Annotated in this window: 15 protein-coding genes; 7 read left to right on the top strand and 8 right to left on the bottom strand. The window is 60.3% G+C overall.

What is annotated here, in order from left to right; genetic code table 11:
- Nucleotides 1–140: 140 nt before the first annotated feature.
- Nucleotides 141–464: a putative quinol monooxygenase gene (locus AB4N84_RS28640; RefSeq protein WP_460044348.1), complete on the bottom strand. Its 324-nt coding sequence runs from the start codon at nt 462–464 to the stop codon at nt 141–143.
- Between the two features lie 240 nt (nt 465–704).
- Nucleotides 705–1022: a hypothetical protein gene (locus AB4N84_RS28635; RefSeq protein WP_460044347.1), complete on the bottom strand. Its 318-nt coding sequence runs from the start codon at nt 1020–1022 to the stop codon at nt 705–707.
- A 548-nt stretch (nt 1023–1570) separates the two neighbouring features.
- On the opposite strand from AB4N84_RS28635, the gene pstS reads away from it, so the two are divergent.
- The 4 genes from pstS (at nt 1571) to pstB (ending at nt 5310) form a co-directional block, all read left to right on the top strand.
- A complete protein-coding gene (pstS, locus tag AB4N84_RS28630) occupies nt 1571–2590 on the top strand; it encodes a phosphate ABC transporter substrate-binding protein PstS (protein WP_460044345.1) in 1020 nt (339 codons plus the stop codon).
- Nucleotides 2591–2660: 70 nt separating this feature from the next.
- Nucleotides 2661–3656: a phosphate ABC transporter permease subunit PstC gene (gene pstC / locus AB4N84_RS28625; protein ID WP_460044344.1), complete on the top strand. Its 996-nt coding sequence runs from the start codon at nt 2661–2663 to the stop codon at nt 3654–3656.
- Entirely contained in the window at nt 3653–4531 is an 879-nt protein-coding gene (gene pstA / locus AB4N84_RS28620) for a phosphate ABC transporter permease PstA (RefSeq protein ID WP_074753338.1), read from the top strand. Before pstC ends, pstA begins: the two co-directional genes overlap by 4 nt.
- Complete coding sequence (gene pstB / locus AB4N84_RS28615; protein WP_062387611.1) at nt 4531–5310, top strand: phosphate ABC transporter ATP-binding protein PstB; 780 nt, start codon at nt 4531–4533, stop codon at nt 5308–5310. Before pstA ends, pstB begins: the two co-directional genes overlap by 1 nt.
- Before the next feature lie 264 nt (nt 5311–5574).
- Here the strand turns inward: pstB and AB4N84_RS28610 are convergent, their stop codons facing one another.
- Nucleotides 5575–6507, bottom strand: coding sequence for a LysR family transcriptional regulator (locus tag AB4N84_RS28610; RefSeq protein WP_074753337.1), 933 nt, complete (start codon nt 6505–6507; stop codon nt 5575–5577).
- Between the two features lie 362 nt (nt 6508–6869).
- Here AB4N84_RS28610 and AB4N84_RS28605 point away from each other — a divergent pair, with 362 nt between their 5' ends.
- The 3 genes from AB4N84_RS28605 to AB4N84_RS28595 are packed head-to-tail and all read left to right on the top strand — an operon-like array spanning nt 6870 to nt 9748.
- Nucleotides 6870–7670, top strand: a complete 801-nt coding sequence (locus AB4N84_RS28605) for an SDR family oxidoreductase (RefSeq protein WP_460044342.1) — start codon at nt 6870–6872, stop codon at nt 7668–7670.
- On the top strand, nt 7663–9522 hold the full coding sequence (locus tag AB4N84_RS28600) for a glycoside hydrolase family 15 protein (protein ID WP_460044341.1): 1860 nt from the start codon (nt 7663–7665) through the stop codon (nt 9520–9522). The genes AB4N84_RS28605 and AB4N84_RS28600 overlap by 8 nt, the downstream gene beginning before the upstream one ends.
- 16 nt (nt 9523–9538) lie before the next feature.
- Nucleotides 9539–9748, top strand: coding sequence for a hypervirulence associated TUDOR domain-containing protein (locus AB4N84_RS28595; RefSeq protein ID WP_460044340.1), 210 nt, complete (start codon nt 9539–9541; stop codon nt 9746–9748).
- 711 nt (nt 9749–10459) lie between these two features.
- On the opposite strand, the gene AB4N84_RS28590 is transcribed toward AB4N84_RS28595, so the two are convergent.
- Genes AB4N84_RS28590 through AB4N84_RS28570 form a run of 5 tightly spaced genes read right to left on the bottom strand, consistent with a single transcriptional unit; the run spans nt 10460 to nt 16426 of the window.
- Nucleotides 10460–11890, bottom strand: coding sequence for a DUF2723 domain-containing protein (locus tag AB4N84_RS28590; RefSeq protein ID WP_460044338.1), 1431 nt, complete (start codon nt 11888–11890; stop codon nt 10460–10462).
- Nucleotides 11891–11917: 27 nt separating this feature from the next.
- A complete protein-coding gene (locus AB4N84_RS28585) occupies nt 11918–12916 on the bottom strand; it encodes a lysylphosphatidylglycerol synthase transmembrane domain-containing protein (RefSeq protein WP_460044337.1) in 999 nt (332 codons plus the stop codon).
- Nucleotides 12913–13665, bottom strand: a complete 753-nt coding sequence (locus AB4N84_RS28580; protein ID WP_460044335.1) for an SDR family oxidoreductase — start codon at nt 13663–13665, stop codon at nt 12913–12915. Before AB4N84_RS28580 ends, AB4N84_RS28585 begins: the two co-directional genes overlap by 4 nt.
- Nucleotides 13662–14978 (bottom strand): FAD-binding oxidoreductase, encoded by a 1317-nt coding sequence (locus tag AB4N84_RS28575; protein WP_460044334.1) that lies wholly within the window; start codon nt 14976–14978, stop codon nt 13662–13664. Before AB4N84_RS28575 ends, AB4N84_RS28580 begins: the two co-directional genes overlap by 4 nt.
- Nucleotides 14975–16426, bottom strand: coding sequence for a UbiA family prenyltransferase (locus tag AB4N84_RS28570; protein ID WP_460044333.1), 1452 nt, complete (start codon nt 16424–16426; stop codon nt 14975–14977). The genes AB4N84_RS28575 and AB4N84_RS28570 overlap by 4 nt, the downstream gene beginning before the upstream one ends.
- Nucleotides 16427–16547: the final 121 nt, after the last annotated feature.

Genomic DNA, 16547 nt, shown 5'->3' with positions numbered 1-16547 from the left:
TGATTTTCAGTTCGCCACTTAACGCGCGCAATCAGGCCGCTTACGGCGGCTTTTCTGACGATTGGTTTAGTTAACAGGCAATTAAGCGGCTTTTCTAAAGTGGATGTTCATCCGTCGCCCGACATCGACACAGACATTGGTCAGCGCGTACCGGGCAGACTGCAGCGTTCGATGTCGCTCTCGAACGCCACCTGGCGCACGAATTGATTGATCAGCAGGCCGTTGAGGTTCTCATTACTCGGTTTGGCAAAGTGTTCTGCCATGGCCTGGCAGGATTCCCACTGAACGCTGATCACCCACACGTTGCTGTCGTTCTCATCCTGGCTCAGGGCGCTCTGTTGGCAACCGGGCAGGCGCTGGAGGTTACTGACGACCGTTTGCAAATATTCGCCCAGTTCTTGCGAGCGGCCGTGGGCTGCGTGAATTCGAACGGTATTGCTGGCTTCCTGGTTTTCCGGGGTCATGCGGGTTCTCCATCGCACCGAGATCGTTTCTCAACCGTTGCCATAGTAGTGGGGACCGCAGCAATTGCCAGTATCCAATAAGGCTATTGACGAGAAGACCAATCAGGGAGGAGGGAGTTGACACGGGATGGAGGAAGAAAATGATCAAGCTTGGTCACGGTTTCAGCGGATTCGTCCCCTTGTGCGGAACGTACGTACGCTGTCGTGATCAAGCTCGATAGATAGGCAAGTTTGGCTTATTTATTTACTGCCGCTGGATCCATCGCCGCCGCCGCTGGTGCCGCCACCGCTGCCGCCCATGCCATTTCCATTGCTCATGCCACCACCTTGGCCGGCCGTGCCATTGCCGTTGGAACTGCCCATGCCTTTAGTGCCGGGTGTGGAGCTGGTGCCGGTTTTTGGCGTGCCATCGGTGTTAGGACCTTGGCTGCTGGTACGTGGGCCAGTGGTGTTCGAGTCGACTGGATCAGTCGGGCCGGTGGAGCCGGCAAATGCGGAGCCCGTCGCGACGGCGAGCAGGCTTGCCAGGGTCAGGGCAGTCAGTTTTGTCTTGATCATGATGTGAATCCCTATTGTGGTCGTGGATACACATTGGTCTGGTGGCCATCAGCAGAGGTGCAGTCTTGCCGACAGACGGTCAGCGTTTTTCCGGCGAGGCCGGCGTCACGTGACAAGCGACCAAGCCCGCTATCGCCATGAGCCGCAAACCACCTGTGTGGCGGATGAAAAGCAGGAATCGCAAAACTTCGAAACAAATCGGGCGAAGGCGGCCATCGCGAAATAAACGTCTCCAGTCGAGACGCACGCTCAAGCGTTTTTTTGCCTTGTAATTGTCACAATTCGCGCCGAAAAAGGCTGAGAAGAGCGGTTTTTACGGCGCTGTGTGGCGCATTGATATTAAATTCTTCAGCAGTAGACAACCCCCGATTTCTTCAATGAAACCGGGGGTTTCGTTTTTACAGCCTGTAAGAAATCGCCTACAGCACGGGGCAGATTTCGACCTATGTCTAAAGACTGTCATCAAACAGAAATGTTTCGGGTTTTAAATCTGCATCGGGTCTTCAATGTGACCGCACACACACAAATTCTTCTGCTGAGGTATTGCCGTGAATCTGCTGACAAAAACACGCCTGTCGCTCCTGCTGGCTTCGATGTGCCTGACTGGAATGGCACACGCTACGGACGTCACTGGTGCTGGTTCGAGCTTCGTGTTCCCAGTCATCTCCAAATGGGCGCAGGACTACAGCAAAAGCTCCGATAATCGCGTCAACTATCAGTCGATCGGTTCGGGCGGCGGTATCGCTCAGATCAAGGCGGCGACTGTTGACTTCGGCGCATCCGACGCTCCTCTGTCCGCAGAAGACTTGAAAGCCGCAGGCTTGGGTCAGTTCCCAAGCGTGATCGGCGGTATTGTTCCAGTGGTCAACCTGGAAGGCATCGAGGCTAACGGCCTGAAGCTGAGCGGCCAGGTTCTGGCTGACATCTTCCAGGCCAAAATCACCAAGTGGAACGATCCAGCGATCGTCGCGCTGAACTCTGGCGTAAAACTGCCTGACACCGCTATCACCGTCGTTCACCGCTCTGACGGCTCGGGCACGTCCTTTAACTTCACCAGCTACCTGAGCAAAGTCAGCGAGGCGTGGAAATCCGGTCCTGGCACTGGTTCTGCCGTTCAGTGGCCAGTCGGTGTGGGTGGCAAGGGTAACGAAGGTGTGTCTGCCTACGTAAAACAGATCAAGGGTTCGATCGGTTACGTCGAGTACTCCTACGCAACCCAGAACAAGATCGCTTACACCCAGCTGGAAAACGCTGCTGGCAAATTCATCAAGCCTGACGCCAAAGCCTTCGCCGCGGCTGCCGACACCGCCGACTGGGCGAGCGCCAAAGACTTCAACCTGATCATGACCAACGCCCCTGGCGATGCTGCATGGCCAATCACTGCCACCACTTGGATCATCATGTACAAGCAGCCGAAAAACGCCGAGAAAAGCGCGGCCGCTTTCGACTTCTTCAAATGGTCCCTGGAAAAAGGTCAGGCCCAGGCTGAGTCGCTGGAATACGTAGCTCTGCCTAAATCGCTGGTCAGCAAGATCGAAAACTACTGGAAAACCGAGTTCACCAAGTAACTCGACGTAATCCGGCTTACCCCTGTCATCGAGCGCTCGATGACAGGGTTTCCTTGCGAGTGGACCCACCATGACTGAAAACACCCAATATATGTCCGCTGTGATTCCGGATGCGACATCCGAGAGCGAAAAACGCGCGGCCCGCGATCACCGACACGACGCCTGGTTCCGGCGCACGATGCTGGGAGCGGCTCTGTTGGTGCTGCTGTTGCTGGCGAGCATCGCCGGCTCGACACTCTGGGGCGGTGCCCTGGCGTTTAAAACGTTTGGCTTTGAATTTCTTACCAGCACTGAATGGGATGCGGTCAACGGCCATTTCGGCGCGTTGGTCCCGATCTACGGCACCTTGGTGACATCCTTTCTCGCGCTGCTGATCGCCGTTCCGGTGAGTTTCGGCATCGCGATTTTTCTGACTGAAGTGGCGCCGCCATGGTTGCGGATGCCGATTGCCTCCGCGGTCGAACTGCTGGCGGGCATTCCTTCGATTATCTACGGCATGTGGGGCCTGTTCGTGTTCGGCCCGTTCATGGCCGAATACATGGCGCCGTGGATCAACGACAACCTCGGCGCACTGCCGCTGATCGGTCAGATCTTCCAGGGGCCGCCACTGGGCATCGGCATGCTGACGGCCGGTATCGTCCTGGCCATCATGATCACGCCGTTCATTACTTCGGTGATGACTGAAGTGTTCCGCAGCGTACCCATCGCGCTCAAAGAGTCGGCGTACGCACTCGGCGGCACGACCTGGGAAGTGGTCTGGGACATCGTTCTGCCCTATACCCGTTCGGCTGTGGTCGGCGGGATTTTCCTGGGTCTGGGTCGCGCACTGGGTGAAACCATGGCCGTGACCTTCGTACTCGGTAATGCTCACCAGTTCTCCGCGTCCCTGATGATGCCGAGCAGCTCGATTGCCTCGGTGATCGCCAACGAGTTCAGCGAGGCTTACACCGACCTGCATCGTTCGTCGCTGATCGCGTTGGGCTTCCTGCTGTTTGTCGTCACTTTCATCGTGCTGGCGATTGCCCGTCTGATGCTGTCCCGTCTGTCGCGCAAGGAGGGTCTATGAGTAAGGCCGATAACGAAAACCTGTACCGGGCCCGCGCCTTCAAGAACATGATCGCGATGGTCCTCAGCTGCGGCGCCACCGTCTTCGGTTTGCTGTGGCTGGTGTGGATCCTGCTGACCACCATCATCAACGGTTTCCAGGCACTGAACCTGCGCCTGTTTACCGACATGACCCCGCCCCCGGGTTCGGCGGGCGGTCTGGCCAACGCCTTTTATGGCAGCTTCCTGATGTCCGGCATCGGCCTGTTGATCGGTACGCCGATCGGCCTGATGGCCGGCATCTGGCTGGCGGAGTTCGCCCGTCATTCCAAGCTCGGCAACGCGGTTCGCTTCATCAACGACATTCTGCTGTCGGCGCCATCGATCGTGCTGGGTCTGTTCGTTTACACCGCCGTCATCCTGCCGGTCAGCGCCCTGACCAACCACCAGGTCGGCTTCTCCGCCATTGCTGGCGCGCTGGCCCTGGCCTTGCTGGTGATTCCGGTGGTGGTTCGCACCACCGATGAAATGCTCCAGCTGCAACCGTCGACCATGCGCGAAGCCGCACTGGCACTCGGTGTGCCGCAGTGGAAACTGACCTTGCAGATCGTGCTGCGTGCCGCCAAGGCCGGCGTGGTCACCGGTGTGTTGCTGGCCCTTGCTCGCATCACAGGCGAAACCGCCCCCTTGCTGTTCACCGCCTTCGGTAACCAGTTCTGGAGCAGCAACGTTCTCAAACCGATTGCAAGCGTTCCCGTGGTGATTTTCCAGTACGCGATGAGCCCGTTCGATGACTGGCATTCCCTGGCATGGGCCGGTGCCTTGATTCTGACCTTGTTCGTTCTGGTGTTGAGCCTCAGTTCCCGTCTTCTCCTTTTGCGCAATAAGGCATCCTGATGAATAACCTTTCCCTTGCCGACGAAAAAACCAAGATTCAGGTACGCGGCCTCGATTTCTTCTACGACGGTCATCGCTCGCTGAAGTCGGTCGACATGACCATTCCCGAGAAGCGCATCACCGCGATCATCGGCCCGTCGGGTTGCGGCAAGTCGACCTTGTTGCGCGTGTTCAACCGCATTTATTCCATGTACCCGAAGCAGGAAGCCAAGGGTGAAGTGATCCTGAACGGCGAAAACATCCTGGCCCCTGGCTATTCGATGAACCGCCTGCGCAGCCACGTCGGCATGGTGTTCCAGAAGCCGGTGCCGTTCCCGATGTCGATCTACGACAACATCGCCTACGCCGTGCGTCACCACGAAAAACTCTCCCGCCGCGAGATGGAAGAGCGTGTGGAAGAAGCCTTGCGTGGCGCCGCGTTGTGGGACGAAGTGAAAGACAAGCTCAAGCAAAGCGCACAAAGCCTGTCCGGTGGTCAGCAACAGCGTCTGTGCATCGCACGGACCATCGCGCTGCGTCCACAAGTGTTGCTGCTCGACGAACCGACCTCGGCGCTCGACCCGATCTCCACCGGCCGTATCGAGCAGCTGATCACCGAGCTCAAAGAGCAGTTCACCGTGGTCATCGTGACCCACAACATGCAACAGGCAGCGCGCTGCTCGGACTACACCGCGTTCATGTTCATGGGCGAATTGATCGAACACGGCGACACCGACACCATCTTCACCAAGCCGTCCAAGACCCAGACCGAAGACTACATCACCGGTCGTTTCGGCTGAGGCTGTAGGCCATTGACGGCAAGGACGCCGTCATCTGTAGGCGCGTGGGTGGTGTCTGGGCCGCATTCGAGGACCGACTGCGAAGCCATAGTCAAACCCTGCGACGCGATTGTGTCAGGCAGCCAGCGTTCGCAGGCTTCACTGCCTAACGAAACACAGGTAGGAGCCGGCTTGCTGGCGAATGCAAAAGGCCAGTCGACATCTTCATGACTGGCCCACCGCATTCGCCAGCAGGCCGGCTCCTACACGTTGTGGTTCATACGATCATCCCAGCGGGGCAGGGGTGATCGTGCTGTGATCCCCCATGAACTGCTCCAGTCGTTTGCGCAGCCAGCGTTCGGCGGGGTCGCTGTCCATCACGCTCAGCCAGACCATCGACAGCTCCAGATTGGGCGTGATGAACGGCAGCGGCTCTCCTCGCAACACCCCCGTCTTGTTCAACGCCAGCGTCAGGTGATCCGGCAGGTTACACAGCAGGTCGGTGCCCGCCATCAGGGCCGGCAGTGTGCTGTATTGCGGCACGGACAGCACCGCTTTGCGCTTGCGTCCGATCGCTGCCAGCCATTCATCGGCGAAGCTCGAAATGTTGGCCACGTGAGACACCACCACATGTGGCCGTGAGCAGTATTCGTCGAGCGTCATCGGTTCCTGCGAATCATCGGCCCGCGCCACCATCGGCTGCATGGTGCGCAGCAGTTTTCGCTTGGCATTGGCCGGCAGCTCGCGGGTCAGGCACACCGCGACAGTGATCTCGCCGGACATGAGCAATTCCGAGACATTCCAGAAATTGACCTGTTTGATGACGATGACAATGTCCGGCGCTTCCTGGCGGATCGCGCGCAGCAAAGGCGGCAACAGGCTGTACTCGACGTCGTCGGAAAGGCCGATGCGAAAGGTCATGTCGCTGCTGGCCGGGTCGAAGTCGCGGGTCAGGCTCAAGGCCACGGACATTGCGTCGAGCGCGGGCGACAGATGATGAATGATCTCGTTGGCCCGCGCCGTGGGCTCCATCCGGTGGCCGACGCGGATGAACAACGGGTCGTTAAACAATGCACGAAGGCGGTTCAAGGCGGCGCTGATGGTGGGTTGGCCGAGGAACAGTTTCTCGGCGGCACGGGTCACGTTGCGCTCCTGCATCAAGGTTTCGAACACCACCATCAGGTTGATATCGGCCTTGCGCAGCTCATTGCGATTCATAAATCGTCCCCGTAGCGCGGCATGTGTCATCCATTTTGTAACGAAATGATGGGCAACAGTTTATGGAGCGCCATTGGTTCACGTCCAGCGCAACCCGATGTTTCGAGGGCCGAGGGGGTTAACCGGTGAGGGAGACTCAACGGTAGGAGACGTCGGAGGTTACGACGGTATGGGCCGCATTTCGGACGAACGCGGAGTCATTCAGCACAGCACCCCTGCACCTGCGGCATTGCGTTCGTCTGCTCCAGGCCCGTTCAAGCGGTCTACCCCAACGCTTGTGCCTAAGTGAGATCAATCCCAATGAACTTACTCCGAGCCCCGTCAGTCAGCATTGAAATGCTCATCATGAGGCTCGACATTCCATGCAGATTTCCTTGAAGGGCCAGGTTGCGCTGGTCACCGGCGCCAGTTCGGGACTTGGAGCGGGCGCAGCCCAAGGGTTGGCAGACGCCGGCGCGGCCGTGGTGATCAACTACCACTCCCAGCCCGAACCCGCCGAAAAATTGGCTGAGCAGATACGTGCCGCAGGTGGCCAGGCCGTTGCTGTGGGTGCTGATGTGTCCAGGGAGGACGAGGTCGAGAAGCTGTTCGCCGAAACGCTCAAGGCGTTTGGCAGGCTCGACATCCTCATCGCCAATTCCGGTCTGCAGAAAGATTCGCCCATCGCCGAGATGACCCTTGAGGACTGGAACACCGTCATCAACGTGAATCTCACCGGCCAGTTCCTCTGCGCGCGCGCCGCCTTGCGCCAGTTCGCACGGCAGGAAATACGCCCCGAGGTCTCCCGCGCGCTGGGGAAGATCATCCACATGAGCTCGGTGCATCAGGTGATCCCGTGGGCCGGGCACGTCAATTACGCGGCGTCCAAAGGCGGCGTGGACCTGCTGATGCGCAGCATCGCCCAGGAAGTCGGCGAGCAACGGATCCGCGTGAACAGCATTGCGCCCGGCGCGATCCGCACTGCGATCAACACAAAGGCCACGTCCGGTGACGCTGAAAAGAAATTGCTGGAGCTGATTCCCTACGGGCGCGTCGGCGAAGCTGAGGACGTCGCCAATGCCGTGGTCTGGCTGGCGTCCGACGCGTCCGATTATGTCCATGGCACCACGCTTTTCATCGACGGTGGCATGAGCCTGTACCCGGAGTTCCGCAACAATGGTTGACCGTGTGGGACACACTCAAAAGCCTCAGAACGACTTACGCGACGAGGCGCAGAACCCCATCGAGAATCACGGCATCATCGGCGACATGCGCAGCGCTGCGCTGGTGGCCGACACCGGCAGCATCGATTTCTGCTGCTGGCCGGATTTCGACAGCCCCAGCATTTTCAGTGCGCTGCTCGACACGCCGGACGCCGGGATCTTCCAGTTGTCACCGCTGTTGCCTGACGCCCGTCGGCAACAGTTGTACCTGCCGGAAACCAACGTGTTGATGACGCGCTGGATCGCCAAGGATGCGGTCGTCGAGGTCACCGATTTGATGCCGATTGCCTCCGATGTCGACGATTTACCTCGGTTGGTTCGTCGGATTCACGTGCGCTACGGCACGGCGCGCGTGCGCATGCTGTGCCGGGTGCGCCACGACTACAGCCGCGCAGACACGCAGGCTCAGATGGCGGGCGAGGACGTGCTGTTCACCGCCCTTGCGCAGCCGGCCTTGCGTCTGTCTGCCACCACGGCATTGACGATTGAGGGGCAGGCGGCCGTTGCCGAGTTCCAGATGAAGCAAGGCGAAATCGCTGAGTTCATGCTGGGCGGTGCTGGGGACGAACAGGTCAAGGCCAGTCGGTGCGACTGCGACCTCAAGAGCACGGTGAATTTCTGGCAGCACTGGAGCCGACATTCCAATTACCGGGGACGGTGGCGGGAAACGGTCAATCGCTCGGCGCTGGCGCTCAAGCTGCTGACCTCACGCAAGCACGGTGGAATCGTCGCTGCCGCCACTTTCGGACTTCCGGAAGAAGAGGGCGGCGAGCGCAACTGGGACTATCGCTACACCTGGATTCGCGATGCGTCCTTTACGGTCTACGCGTTCATGCGGCTGGGCTATACCGACGAGGCGAACGACTTCATGAAGTGGGTGCGCGGGCGCATGGGGGACTGCTGTGAAGAGTCCACCCGGCTGGGGATTCTGTACGCGCTGGATGGCCGTGAAGAACTCCCGGAAGAAAACCTCGAACACCTGTCCGGTTATGGCGGCGCAACGCCGGTCCGTATTGGCAATGAAGCGTTTAAACAAACGCAACTCGACATCTACGGCGAGCTGATGGATGCGGTGTACTTGGCCAACAAGTACGGTGAAGCCATTTCGCACGAAGGCTGGAAACATGCGAGTCGGCTGGTCAATGACCTGTGCGAGACCTGGAACACCAAGGACGTCGGCATCTGGGAAATGCGTGGCGACGATCAGCATTTCCTTCATTCCAGATTGATGTGCTGGGTAGCGCTGGACCGCGCGTTGCGTCTGTCGCTGAAGCGTTCGCTGCCCGCACCGTTTGAAAAGTGGGACAAGACACGCCAGGCGATCCACGACGACATTTGGGACAACTTCTGGGACCCCGAGCTAGGGCATTTCGTCCAGCACAAGGGCAGCAAGAACCTGGATGCGTCGATGCTGTTGATGCCACTGGTGAGGTTTGTCGGCGCCAGCGACCCCAAGTGGATCAAGACGCTGGAAGCCATCGAGCGCACGCTGGTACGCGACGGCATGGTGTTCCGCTATCGCAACGACGACGATTATGGGGACGGCCTGGAGGGTGACGAAGGCGCCTTTGTGGCGTGCTCGTTCTGGTACGTCGAGTGTCTGGCACGGGCCGGACGCGTCGAGCAGGCGCACCTGGAGTTCGAGCAACTGCTGCGCTACGCCAACCCGCTGGGCCTGTACGCTGAGGAATTCGACACCCACGGCCACCATCTGGGTAACACGCCGCAGGCGTTGAGTCACCTGGCGCTGATCAGCGCGGCGAGCTTTCTCGATCGAAAACTCGAAGGCAGCCAGACACTCTGGCAGCCCTGATTAGAGGAGAAGCATCATGGCTCACGCTTTCAAGGTCGGCGATCACGTGCGCTGGAACTCCGATGTCGGGCACGTGGTGGGGAAAGTCACCAAGGTGCATACCCAGGACTGCGAACTCATGGGCCGTCACCGCCCCGCGTCGCCGGACGCGCCGCAGTACGAAGTCAAAAGCGACAAGACCGGGCATCTGGCGATGCACGAGGAAGAGGCGTTGGAGAAGGCTTGAGTATGTTGGGTGAGCGCGCTTGGTAGCGCTTCAACCGTCGGCAAGCGCGCTCCTTCGGCCTGCGGCCAGAGTCAAGGGCCTAAACGTGTCGCTTGCCTGCTTCTGCCGAAGGCGTAGGAGCGCGCTTGCCCGCGATCTGCCGGGGACCGGCAGCAAACCCGGCTGATGCGGTCTTTCTGGCACACCGAGTTGCCTGAATTTACTGCCGCTTCGCGCCAGATCGCGGGCAAGCGCGCTCCTACACTTGAGGCAGAAGTCAAAAGCATTGAGATGTGTCGTTCGCCTGCGGCCAGAATCAAAAGCCTCGAAACATGTCGTTCGCCCTGCGGCCAGAATCAAAAGCATTGACAGTGTCGTTCGCCCTGCGGCCAGAATCAAAGGCCTTGAAACGTGTCGCTGGTCCGCTTCTGCCGAAGGCGTAGGAGCGTGGCTTGTCCCGCGATCTGCCGGGAACCGGCAGCAAACCCGGCTGATGCGGTCTCTCTGGCACACCGAGTTGCCTGAATTTACTGCCGCTTCGCGCCAGATCGCGGGACAAGCCGCGCTCCTACGGCCAGAATCAAAAGCCTTGAACGTGTCGTTCGATCTGCGGCCGGAATCAAAAGGCTGAAACGCGATGCTCGCCCGCTTCTGCCGAAGGCTTAGGCGCGCCCAGATTCAGGAGCCCAGAAACGTGTCGCTCCCACACCCTGCGGGCGGACGCATTACGCGCTACTTCGCCCTTAACTCATACCCCAGCGGCAACGTCTGCAGATCGAACCGGTCGGCGATCGTTGCGCAGTAACTGGTGCGCGCCAGGTAAGCACCAGGTCCTTTCAGGTAAGCGTCGATATTCTCCACTTCCTCGCACAGTTCAAACGTCCGGTTTTGCAGCACGCCCGCGGCCTGCGCCGAGCGCAGGGCGCCGTTCGGGGTCCAGTCAGAGATGATAAGGGCGCCTTGGGGGGCGGATTTTTCGTAGCTCAAGACAAATTGTTCGGCGGAGCGATCACGCAGGTAAGGCGCCATGAAGTAGTGAATGTCATCCCGAAACGGCAACGCTTCCTTGTGGGTTGGCAGGTTGACCGCACCGCTGGCGTAGATGGCAAAGACCGCCAGAAGGGTCGCCGGCGCCGCCAGCGGTGAGGCATTGACCAGCGCAGCAGCTGCGGTACGTTGCAACAGGGCCTGAAGCTGCATCACGCCGATGATGCTCAACAGTACCGCGCCCGGCAGGAAGAAGGTGAAGCGATCGGTGACGTTGTAGGAGACCGCGAAGATGAAATTCATCATTGCCGCGCACCACAACAGCCTCAATTTCGGGTTCTTGGGGAACACCAACAGCCCCAGTAGCTGAGGGCCGATCAGCGACAACATCAACAGCATGACGGAGTTCTTCTCGTGCCACATGTCGTCGAAGCGGAACAGCGACCCTTGCCAGCTTTGTTCCGCAGCGCGGTCGGGAATGCCGATCAGGTAGCGATGCCCGATGTCGTACAGCCCGACGCCCGCCCGCAGCTCGTTGGCGACGCCGGGGAACGCCACGCTGAAACCCAATGCAAACCCCGGCAGCGTCATCAGCGTGCGCCATTTGTGTTGCCACAGCAGTTGCACGTACAGCGGCAACAGCACGATAAAGGTCAACTGATGAATGGCGCCTGCAAGCCCGGTCAGCACGCCGATCAGGAACAACTTCTGCAACGCACCCAGGCGAAACTTTTCATCGACGTGCAGCATGTACGCCAGCGTGACGAGCACCACGTGCAGGAGGTAGACCTCCGCCTTGGTCGACACCCAGAACACGCAATGGCACAGGATCGCGGCGGCGGCGGAGAGCAGGGCGAGCTGCGTCGTGGCGCCCACGCCTTTTGCCAGGCGGTAAATGGCCCACGCCAGTGGGATGAGCAGCAGTGAATTCATGAAACTCAGCACCAGCGGGCCAAATCCGGCATAGAGCGCGGTGGTCACGAACAGGTAGAGCGGATGATCAAGCGGCCCCAGGGTCTGGCTGAAATACACGCCTTGGGACGCATCGGCGAGAAAGATGCCGTTGTCCATCCATTGAATCGGCCCGCTCGAGGCGAGAAAACTGGCGAGGATTGCCCCGATCACCAGCAGCAACGGAATCACCGTCGCCGCTCGATAACGTACTGCTGCCACCATGAACTGCACTCCTGTCCCTGTCTTAACCTATGAATCGTGTGATTGAAGCGGTTGGCCTTCGGGCGTCTGCTCGCCGTTGAGCCTGAACAACATCAGTGCGCCAATGGCCACGGCGAACCACAGCGTGGCCAGGCGGATCAGCACCGTGGCCGCCACGGCGTCGGCGCTGTTCATGCCTTTCCAGACCAGCAGACCGACCATCACCGCTTCTGCGCCGCCCAGGCCGCCGGGCATGAAACTGACGGCACCGGCCAGCATCGCGAGGGCGTACACGAACACCGCGAAGGTCAGCGGAATGTCAGCGCCCATCCATTTCAGAATCCAGTCGAAGGCTAACGCTTCGGCGCTCCAGGCGATCACGCTGAGGAGCGTCAGGCCGAGCATCAGGCGCAGGCGATGACACTGTTGGGCGTGCAGCAATACGTGCAGCAAGTGCCGCAGCAACCCGATGACCTTGCCGCCCTCGGCCGGCACCCTCAGCGTCAGGCGCTCGAGCAAACGACGCTGCGACAGCACCAGCAAACCGACCATCACCAGTGCGACGCCGACCACGATCATCGGCAGCGCTTCGGGGTACAGCGACAGGCCAAACAGCGTCAGCAGCACCACCGCGAACAGGTCCGACAGTCGCTCGCTGAAAAACGCCGCGAAGCTCTGCGGATACGGCACGCCCCAGCGCTTGAGCAGCACACCGCGCAGGGCCTCGCCGGCCTTGCCGGGGGTGGTGGTCAAGGCGAATCCGGCCAGGTAAATGTTCAGGCTCGGGCGCCACGGCATCGGGTGACCGAGTACCTTGAGGTAGGTCTGCCAGCGCACGAAACGCAGGCCGTAGTTGACCGAGGACATGAACAGCGCGATGACGATGCCCATCAGACCGACTTCGCTCACCGCCGCGCCCACCGCGTGCCAACCGCCCCACAGTGAGAAGCCCAGGTAACCCAGCGCAGACCCCACGACCGAGAGCAACACCGCGCGGTAACGCCAGCCGGACAGCTGCAGTCGCTCGTGAGCAGCCGCGGGATTCACAGGTTCAGCCTCTTGAACACCGGTTGCGGGATCGAACGAATGACCAGCATGATCACGCCCCAGAACCCCGGTGCGTAAAGCGTGGGCACTTTGTTGGCGATGCCTTTGACGATCCGTTGCGCAACCTGGGCCGGTTGCGCGAGCAGCGCGGCGGGCAGCGACTGGCCTTGGGTCATCGGTGTGTCGACGAACCCCGGTTTGATCGTGGTGACGTGAACCCCGACCTTGAAAAGGCGCGCCTGCAAGCCTTCGCAATAGGTCGACACGGCGGCCTTGGCGCTGCCATACAGGTAGTTAGAAGGCCGTCCGCGATCGGCGGCCACCGACGAGATAATCGCCAGGCTGCCGCAACGCTGGGTTTCGAACTGCATCGCCAGGCAGGTCAGCAGGGCGATGACCGAGGTGCAATTGTTGGCGAACTCGCGCAGGGCGAGATTGACGTCGCGTTCGCAGGCCTTCTGATCGGGCAGGGTGCCGTGGGCGATCAGGGCAATGTCGATCTGGCCGAGGGCGGTCAGGCATCGCCCCAGCATCAGCGGGTGAGCGTCGATGTCGTTGGCGTCCATTTCGTGCAGGGTCACGTTCTTTGCCCCGCGCGACTTGAGGTCGGCGGCGGTCTGCTGCAGTTTGTCGACGTTGCGCGCCACCAGGAAAAAATCGCTGCCTTCGCTGGCCCACAGACGGGCGCAAGCGCTGGCGATAGCCGAGGTTGCGCCGATGATCAGGACTTTTTTCGATGCGTTTTTCATAACAGTACGCGGCTCCAGAAACGGGACATCAGGGAGGGATCGCGCAGCGCTTCCAGTCGCTCCCAGGCGGGGTACGCCTGACGAAAGTCCGCGCCGCTCATATGGGCATCCTTGGCCGGATACAAGCGGCCTCCCGCCGCCCGGACAATGTCGTCCAGACGCGGGAATACAACGTTTTCCAGGTGTTCGCTCTGCGGGAAGTCCAGCGCCAGTGACGTACCCGGCATCGGGAACGACAACAGGCCGGGTGAACGCACGTCGCCGCAGCGCTTGAGCACGGCCAGAAACGAGCCTTGCCCGGAATCGGCAATCGCCCGCAACAGCTCGCCCATCGCGGCCTCGGCGTTGGCGGTCGGGATCACGCATTGGTACTGCTGAAACCCCCGACGACCGTAGATGCGGTTCCAGTGCAGGATGCGGTCGAGGGGGTAGAAAAACGGCTCGTAGGCGCTGCGGCCTTGAGTACGTTGACTGGGGTGCACGCGCCAATACAGATTGTTGAATGCATTGAGGGACAGCGAGTTGATCAGCGAAACCGGCGGTGTGATCGGCATGCTCAATTTCGCGCGCTTGCCCACCTCGAGGGAGCCGTAGTGCGCGTGGTCGCCGACGATGAACACCCCGCGTCCGGTGTCGGCCCCTTTGGCCAGGCAATCCACCCACGCCACGCTGTATTCGTGTTGGTCGTCGAGCTCGTCGGACAGGCTGAAGAACTCCGCCAGATGGGCGAAGCGCACGGTGCTGGTGTCGATCTGGCTGGCGCGGATCGGCATCAATTGCAGTTGCGCCCAGTGAATGACCCCGGTCAGCCCCAGGCCGCCGATGCTTGCGCAAAACAGCGATGCGTTAACGCTGGGCGAACAGGCCATTTCAGGCTGACCGTGGCGCAACAGCCCGAAGCTGCGGACGTGGCGGCCAAAGGTGCCGCGCACGTGATGGTTCTTGCCGTGAACGTCGTTGGCGATGGCGCCACCCACCGTGGCGAACTGGGTGCCCGGTGTTACGGGCAGAAACCAGCCACGAGGAATGGCCACCGCCAGCACCTCGGCCAGGGTGATGCCGGCCTCGACCTTGAGCACGCCGGCGTCCCAATCCGCCTCGATCAGCCGATCGAGCGAACGCATGTGCAGCACCTGATCGCTGGCCGCCAGACAACTGTCGCCATAGCTGCGGCCATTGCCATAGGGCAGGCTGCTGCTGTGGTCCTCGATGACCCGGTTCAGGTGTGCGGGCAACTCGCCCAGCCAGACGCAACTGTGACCACGTTGCGGACGACGGGGGAAACGCCCCCACGAATACAGCGGTGTGCTCATGCGGCAATCCAGAACATCAGGAGGAATACGGCGCCGATCAACTGGCTGGTGCGGTCGCGAATCGCGAAAACCACCGGGTCTTCATTCATCTGCCCGCGGTGGGTGAGCATCCACACCCGGGTCACCCAGAACAGCAGCAGCGGGCAGGCCAGCCAGATAACGTGAGGCGTTACATACAGGGCAGTGGTCTTGGCGTCCTGGATGTACAGCGCCAGTACCATCACGGCCAGGTAACCCGACGAGGCACCCAGTGAGGCGATCATGTCCAGGTCGCCCGGGTAATAGCCGCGTCCGCGGGCCATGGTGGTGACGTCACGCACCCGCGCATCGCGCAATTCGGCGTAGCGCTTGACCATCGCCAGACTGAGGAAGATGAACATCGAAAACGCGAGGATCCAGAAGGTCAGCGTCAGGTTGAATGCCGCCACCCCGGCGATGATCCGGGAGGTGTACAGCATGGCCAAAACGATCACGTCTACCGCCATCAGGCGTTTGAGTTGCAGGGAATAGGCGAGGGTCAGGGCGTAATACGCCGCCATCACAGCGCTGAACTGCCACGGTAAAAGCAACAGCGCTGCGCCGAATGCCGCGAGCAAGAGCGTGGGCACGGCGATCAGCCCGGCCTTGATCGAGAGGCGACCGCTGGCGAACGGACGATTGCATTTGCTCTTGTGGTGTCGGTCGTCGCACAGGTCCAGCAAGTCATTGAGGATGTAGACGCTGGAGGCGCAGAGGCCGAAGCAGAAGAAGGCAAACACCCCGTCGCGCATCAGGTCGAACTGGGTGAATCGATGGGACGCGAGCAACGGTACGAAGATCAGGGCGTTTTTCAGCCATTGGTGCAAGCGCATCGCCCTGCGCCAGTCGCGCAGGCTCGCCGTGTTGGTGCGCAGGGTCGGCTCGACCTGAGTCATCGCCTTGACGCGCCCTTCGACGCCGGGATCCGGGTTGACCACATAGGCCTGGCGAGACACCTTCCAGATCGGCAAATCATCTTTGGAGTTGCCGATGTAGTCGAAGGCGCCTTCGCCATAATGTGCAACTAACAGGTCGCGTTTGTTGCGGCCGGACAAGTTTCGGTTGGCGTTGGACGCCAACACCAGATCAAACAACTGCAAGTGCTCGGCAATACGCTCGGCCAGACTTACGTGGCTGGCCGTGGCGAGCACGATCATCCGGCCGGTGGCTTTTTCGGCAGTGATCAGTTCAATGATCTGCGGATCATAAGGCAGTACGGAAACATCGATCTGTGTCTCCAGGGCCAGGCCTTCCTTGAGCGCAGCCTTGCCCTTGAGCAGCCAGCCCAGCAGCTTGAACACCTTTAATGGCTGGCTTCTGACGAAGGCCATCGCCGTTTCCATGAGCAGATCCGAGCGCAGCAGAGTTCCATCCAGATCCACTACCAAAGGTGGAAAAGTCTCTTGAACTCTTCCCTGAATTCTTGCCATGTCGAGTGCTCCGTAGCGAGTCCACTCGACTATAAACAAAAACCTTTTTTCGCAACTTCATTTAAATTAAACGACTCGCCGATACCCGGCGGGCCGTTGGCGTCAGAATAAACGGCGCTGT

It is taken from the genome of Pseudomonas sp. S2_H01, from assembly GCF_054668305.1.
Note: the sequence above shows the minus strand (reverse complement) of the source record. Positions and strands in the feature narration are given on the sequence as shown.